Raw genomic sequence first — 6,355 nt, 5'->3', positions numbered from 1 at the left:
GGGATGGGGACGGGGATGGGGACGGGGACGGGGGTGCGGACCGAGATGGGAGCGGGCATGGACACGCCGCCGGAGTTGGCCGTGGACCGGCTGCTGGACGACCCGGGGACCCGGATCATCGTGTGCTGCGGCGCGGGCGGGGTCGGCAAGACGACGACGGCGGCGGCGCTGGGCCTGCGGGCGGCGGAGCGCGGACGGAAGGTGGTCGTGCTGACCATCGACCCGGCGCGCCGGCTGGCCCAGTCGATGGGCATCGACTCGCTGGACAACACCCCGCGGAAGGTGGCGGGCGTGGCCGGCGGGGGCGAACTGCACGCCATGATGCTGGACATGAAGCGGACGTTCGACGAGATCGTCGAGTCGCACGCGGACGGGGAGCGGGCCGCGGCGATCCTGGCGAACCCCTTCTACCAGTCCCTGTCGGCAGGCTTCGCCGGCACGCAGGAGTACATGGCGATGGAGAAGCTGGGGCAGCTCCGCGCCCGCGACGACTGGGACCTGATCGTCGTGGACACCCCGCCGAGCCGGTCCGCCCTGGACTTCCTGGACGCCCCGAAGCGGCTGGGCTCCTTCCTGGACGGGAAGTTCATCCGGGTGCTGATGGCCCCGGCGAAGGTCGGCGGCCGGGCGGGGATGAAGTTCCTGAACGTCGGCATGTCGCTGATGACGGGGACGCTCAACAAGCTGATGGGCGCTTCGCTGCTGGGGGACGTCCAGACGTTCGTGGCGGCCATGGACACGATGTTCGGCGGGTTCCGCACGCGCGCGGACGCGACGTTCCGGCTGCTGCAGGCGCCGGGCACGGCCTTCCTGGTGGTCGCGGCGCCGGAGCCGGACGCGCTGCGGGAGGCCGCGTACTTCGTGGAGCGGCTCGGGGCGGAGCGGATGCCGCTGGCGGGGCTGGTGCTCAACCGGGTGCACGGGAGCGGCGCCGCCCAGCTCTCGGCGGAGCGGGCGCTGGCGGCCGCGGAGAATCTTGAAGAAGGCGGCATTGTGGATCAGGAGGCCGGGAAAGCTGGTCTCGGTGCCCCGGCCGCGCACTCCCCCGCGGGCGGAAGCGCACCCGAATCGGAAGGCGTCGAAGCGGGCGCCTACACGGACGCCCCCGAGGGCGCCGATGTGGAAGGCATCACGGCAGGACTGCTGCGCCTGCACGCCGAGCGCATGCAGCTGATCGCGCGCGAACAGCGCACGAGGGACCGCTTCACCTCGCTGCATCCCGACGTGGCGGTGACTGAAGTGGCGGCCCTTCCCGGCGATGTGCACGACCTCGCCGGGCTGCGGACCATCGGAGAACGCCTCGCGGCCGGGGTGCCGGCCGGAGCGTAGGCGTCCGTACGTGCGGCTGCGGGGGCGGGGACGGCCGGTGGGCCTACCCTGCTGCCGCGTACGTCTCGTACGGCACGTCGATCTCCGCGTCGACATCCACGGTGAGGATGCCCGTGCTGCGCTCGTACTCCGTGCGGGCCGTCTCCAGCAGCCGCCGCCACGAGGTGACGGTGGGCCGCCTGCGCAGCAGTGCGCGGCGCTCCCGCTCGGTCATTCCGCCCCACACACCGAATTCCACGCGGTTGTCGAGCGCGTCGGCCAGGCACTCCGTACGCACCGGACACCCGGTGCACACTGCCTTGGCCCTGTTCTGTGCCGCTCCTTGAACGAACAGTTCATCCGGATCGGTAGTGCGGCAGGCTGCCTGCGCACTCCAGTCGGTAACCCAGCCCATCCCGGCGCCGTCCTCTCCCGAATCGAGGCTCCCCCACGGCGGTAGCGGCATATTCACCGCTGCCAGTTGAGGACGTTACGGAAGGCGAGCACAGTGCAACACCCCCGACGGGCCCAATCTTGAATGGTCCGAACGGACTATGGGTAAGCGGCAGATCACCCGACGGAGTGATCCGGCGACATGCCCGGCCATTCCGGCGATTCGGATGAAATCGGAGAAGTGGTGACGAGCGGCCGTCCGAGTGAGGGGCGGGATTCGGACATCAGTCCACCCCATTCGGGAAGGGTGAAAATCAAGCCGAGGGGTTGATGTCGCACCGCACTGCTGTGACAGTTGGGGACAGCTTAGGCCAAGGCATTCGCGCGTGTCCGGTGAATGAGAACGTAGGCTGCCCTCCATGGGAAAGAAGCGCTCGGGCGCCGGGCTCACGGGGCCGCAGCAGGCCGCCAAGTTCCTCGGCCTGTCCGTCCTCTCCGGCGTCGTGCTCGCCGGCATCGCCATCCCGGGCGCCGGCGCCCTGGGGCTCGCCGCCAAGGGCACCGTCGAGGGGTTCGACGAGATCCCGGCCAACCTCAAGACACCACCGCTCAGCCAGCGCACCACCATCCTCGACGCCGAGGGCGGCCTGATCGCCACCGTGTACTCCCGCGACCGGCAGGTGGTGCCGCTGACGGCCATCTCCCCCTACATGCAGAAGGCCATCGTCGCGATCGAGGACTCGCGCTTCTACGAGCACGGCGCGGTCGACCTCAAGGGCATCCTGCGCGCGGTCAACCGCAACGCGCAGGAGGGTGCCGCCGCGCAGGGCGCCTCGACGCTGACGCAGCAGTACGTGAAGAACGTCTTCGTCGAGGAGGCCGGCGACGACGAGACGAAGGTCCGCGAGGCCCAGGAGAAGAGCCTCGGCCGCAAGATCCGCGAGCTGAAGTACTCGATCCAGGTCGAGGAGGAGCTCGGGAAGAAGAAGATCCTCGAGAACTACCTCAACATCACCTACTTCGGGCAGCAGGCGTACGGCATCGAGTCCGCCTCGCAGCGCTACTTCAGCAAGCCCGCCAAGGACCTGGCGCTGGAGGAGTCGGCGCTGCTCGCCGGCCTGGTGCAGTCGCCGAGCCGGTACGACCCGGTGAACGACTCCCAGGAGGCCATGAAGCGCCGGAACGTCGTCCTCCAGCGGATGGCCGACGTCAAGGACATCTCGCAGGCCGAGGCGGACGAGGCGAAGGCCAAGCCGGTCCAGCTGAAGGTGACCCGGCCGAAGAACGGCTGCATCACCGCCGTCAAGGGCGCCGGCTTCTTCTGCGACTACGTGCGCAACACCTTCCTGACCGACCCGGTCTTCGGCAAGACGCGCGAGGAGCGCGCCAAGCTGTGGAACCAGGGCGGCCTGACCGTCCGCACGACGCTCGACCCGCAGGCACAGGACTCCGTCAACGAGTCGATCAAGGACCACGTCAACCAGGACGACAAGATCGCCACGGCGGTCACCCTGGTGCAGCCCGGCACCGGCCGCGTCCTCGCGATGGGCCAGTCCAAGCCGTACGGCTTCGGGAAGAACGAGACGCAGATCAACTACTCCGTGGACAAGCGGATGGGCGGCTCGAACTTCGGCTTCCCGACCGGCTCCACCTTCAAGCCGTTCGTCGCGGCGGCCGCGCTGGAGCAGGGCATCTCCCCCGGCCGGGTCTACAACTCGCCCTACCAGATGGAGTACCCGAGCCCGGTGCGGACCTGCAGCGACAAGCCGTGGGTCAACACCGACAACGAGCGCCTGGAGAACGAGCAGGAGTCCGAGGTCGGCCCGTACGGCATGACCCAGGCGATGGCCAAGTCGGTCAACACCTACTTCGTCGAGATGATCGCGGAGACGGGCCTGTGCCCCGTCACCGAGATGACCACCAAGCTCGGTGTCATCCCGGCCGACGGCACCAAGCTGCCCGAGGTCCCGGCCATCGCGCTCGGCAGTGAGGGCATGTCCCCGCTGACCATGGCCAACGCGTACGCCGCCTTCGCCAACCGCGGCGTCCGCTGCACGCCCGTCTCGATCGAGTCGATCACCGACGCGCACGGCAAGGCGCTGTCGGTGCCGAAGTCGAAGTGCGAGCGGGTGATGTCCGAGCGGACCGCCGACACCATCAACACGCTGCTGCTCGGCGTGGTCGACTCCGGAACCGGTACGCAGGCCGGCCTGACGGACCGGCAGAGCGCGGGCAAGACCGGCACCACCGACAGCCGCTACAACGCCTGGTTCGTCGGCTACACCCCGAACATGTCGGGCGCGACGTGGGTCGGCTCCGGCGGCGCCAAGCAGGTGTCGATGGAGAACATCACCATCGGCGGCAGGTACTACGACAAGGTCTACGGCGGCGGCCTGCCCGGCCCGATCTGGAAGCAGGCGGTCAGCGGCGCCCTCGCCGGCCGGGAGGTGGCGAGCTTCACCACCGTCGGCCTGCCCGACGCGGGAGCCGCCGGCGGCAGCGCCCGCCCCGGCACCCCGACCACGCCCGTGAAGCCCGCCAAGCCCAACAAGCCCGGCGGCGACGGCAAGCCCGGCGGGCGCCCCGGCGGCCAGACCGGCGGCCAGGCCATCGGCGGCGCGGCCACCGGAGGCGGCGCCACCGGCGGCACGCCGACCGACCCGTTCCCGGGGATCACCCTGGAGCCCGGGATCATCGGCGGCCGCGACACGCAGTAGGCGGCGGCCCGGCACACAGGAGGGCCCCGGCCGCCGTGCTACTCGGCGGCCGGGGCCCTCGTACATGCCCGTGCGGTGCGGTGCGGTGTTACGCGAGGTGCTTCTTGACGGCGGCGGCGACGCGCCCGCCCTCGGCCAGCCCCGCCACCTTCGGGCTCACGATCTTCATGACGGCGCCCATGGCGCGCGGCCCCTCCGCACCGGCGGCCCGCGCCTCCTCGACGGCCTGCGCCACGATCGCGCCGAGCTCGTCGTCGGTCAGCTGCTTGGGCAGGTACGTGTCGAGGAACTCGCCCTCGGCGGTCTCCCGCGCGGCCTGGTCGGCGCGGCCGCCCTGCGCGAACGCCTCCGCGGCCTCGCGGCGCTTCTTCGCCTCCTTGGCGATCACCTTGAGGACTTCCTCGTCGGACAGGACGCGCGCCTCCTTGCCCGCGACCTCCTCCTTGGTGATGGCGGCGAGGGTCAGCCGGAGCGTCGACGAGTGCAGCTCGTTCCGCTCCCTGATCGCGGTGGTGAGGTCTTCCTGCAGCTTGGCCTTGAGCGTGGTCATGACCCGAGTCTGCCAGGTGCGGGGGCGGTGGCGCCCGCCGGTTTTCCCCGTCTGAGACGATGGGGCCATGCGCGCGCGTTACGGAGTACCACTGAAGGTCACCGCCGGAATCGCGGCGGTGGGGGCCGCCGGAGTGGCCTATGCCGCCGGATTCGAGGCCCGGTCGTTCCGGCTGCGGCGGGTCACCGTTCCCGTCCTCCCCGCGGGGATGCGGCCGCTGCGCGTCCTGCAGGTATCCGACATCCACATGGTCTGCGGGCAGCGCAAGAAGCGGGCCTGGCTCCAGTCCCTGGCCGGGCTCCGCCCGGACTTCGTCGTCAACACCGGCGACAACCTCTCCGACACCGAGGGCGTGCCCGAGCTGCTGGACGCGCTCGGCCCGCTCATGTCCTTCCCCGGCGTCTACGTCTTCGGGTCGAACGACTACTACGGCCCGCGGCTGCGCAACCCCGGCCGCTACCTGATCGAGAAGGTGCAGGGCCGGCACGGTCTGAACGGCAACAAGCCGGTCGTCGGCGCCGTCCACAACCCGTGGGAGGGCATGCGGGACGCCTTCGACGCGGCGGGCTGGGTCAACCTCACCAACACGCGCGGCCGGCTCAAGCTCGACGGCCTGGAGCTCGCCTTCACCGGACTCGACGACCCGCACATCAAGCGCGACCGCTACGAGCGGGTGGCGGGCGGCCCCGAAGCCGACGCCGACTTCTCGATCGCCGTCGTGCACGCCCCGTACCTGCGCAGCCTCGACGCCTTCACGGCGGACGGCTACCCGCTGGTCCTGGCCGGCCACACCCACGGCGGGCAGCTGTGCATCCCCTTCTACGGGGCGCTCGTCACGAACTGCGACCTGGACACGGACCGCGTCAAGGGCCTCTCCACCCACGAGGCGGGGGGCCACCGCTCCTACCTGCACGTCTCCGCAGGCTGCGGCACGAACCGCTTCACCCCGGTCCGCTTCGCCTGCCCCCCGGAGGCCACGCTCCTCACCCTGGCCCCGAAGCCCTGACCCTGGATCCGCACCCCCGCGAAACCGGATTTCGTCTCCGGCCGCGGGTCCGCTAAAGTAATCGATGTCGCCAGGGCAGCAGCCCGGCAAGGCGGCGATCGGGGTGTAGCGCAGCTTGGCAGCGCGCTTCGTTCGGGACGAAGAGGTCGTGGGTTCAAATCCCGCCACCCCGACAGAGTAAGACCAGGTCAGGGGCCTGATCCGAGAAATCGGATCAGGCCCCTGAGTGGCTTTCGGCTTCGGAGCACCGAGAGCCGGACGCGCCGTGGCGCGCCCGGCGGCGGGCGCTGACAGCCTGTTGGTTGGACAGGGCGCGGGGGCGGGGCTGTACTGAAGGGGCTCGGGTCCGGCGTTTCCGGTGGGTGGCCATGGGCTCTCTTC

5 protein-coding genes and 1 tRNA gene are annotated in these 6,355 nt (G+C 70.6%); 4 read left to right on the top strand and 2 right to left on the bottom strand.

Annotation, left to right across the window (positions count from 1 at the left end):
- Positions 1 to 45 precede the first annotated feature (45 nt).
- Positions 46 to 1,329, top strand: a complete 1,284-nt coding sequence (locus tag EF903_RS26880; RefSeq protein WP_260615978.1) for an ArsA family ATPase — start codon at positions 46 to 48, stop codon at positions 1,327 to 1,329.
- Positions 1,330 to 1,372: 43 nt separating this feature from the next.
- Here the strand turns inward: EF903_RS26880 and EF903_RS26875 are convergent, their stop codons facing one another.
- Entirely contained in the window at positions 1,373 to 1,723 is a 351-nt protein-coding gene (locus EF903_RS26875; protein WP_030299276.1) for a WhiB family transcriptional regulator, read from the bottom strand.
- Positions 1,724 to 2,120: 397 nt separating this feature from the next.
- Here EF903_RS26875 and EF903_RS26865 point away from each other — a divergent pair, with 397 nt between their 5' ends.
- Positions 2,121 to 4,418, top strand: a complete 2,298-nt coding sequence (locus tag EF903_RS26865) for a transglycosylase domain-containing protein (protein WP_125547431.1) — start codon at positions 2,121 to 2,123, stop codon at positions 4,416 to 4,418.
- An 88-nt stretch (positions 4,419 to 4,506) separates the two neighbouring features.
- Here the strand turns inward: EF903_RS26865 and EF903_RS26860 are convergent, their stop codons facing one another.
- Positions 4,507 to 4,968: a GatB/YqeY domain-containing protein gene (locus EF903_RS26860; RefSeq protein WP_114053498.1), complete on the bottom strand. Its 462-nt coding sequence runs from the start codon at positions 4,966 to 4,968 to the stop codon at positions 4,507 to 4,509.
- Positions 4,969 to 5,035: 67 nt separating this feature from the next.
- On the opposite strand from EF903_RS26860, the gene EF903_RS26855 reads away from it, so the two are divergent.
- Both EF903_RS26855 and EF903_RS26850 read left to right on the top strand, forming a co-directional pair.
- On the top strand, positions 5,036 to 5,974 hold the full coding sequence (locus EF903_RS26855; RefSeq protein ID WP_125547429.1) for a metallophosphoesterase: 939 nt from the start codon (positions 5,036 to 5,038) through the stop codon (positions 5,972 to 5,974).
- A 99-nt stretch (positions 5,975 to 6,073) separates the two neighbouring features.
- A tRNA-Pro gene (locus EF903_RS26850) sits at positions 6,074 to 6,147 on the top strand.
- The last annotated feature ends 208 nt before the right edge of the window (positions 6,148 to 6,355 follow it).

Origin of the sequence: Streptomyces sp. WAC05292, assembly GCF_003949955.1 — a bacterium.
Lineage (GTDB): Bacteria > Actinomycetota > Actinomycetes > Streptomycetales > Streptomycetaceae > Streptomyces > Streptomyces globosus.
The sequence above is the reverse complement of the archived record's forward strand: the minus strand, read 5'-3'. Positions and strand labels throughout refer to the sequence as shown.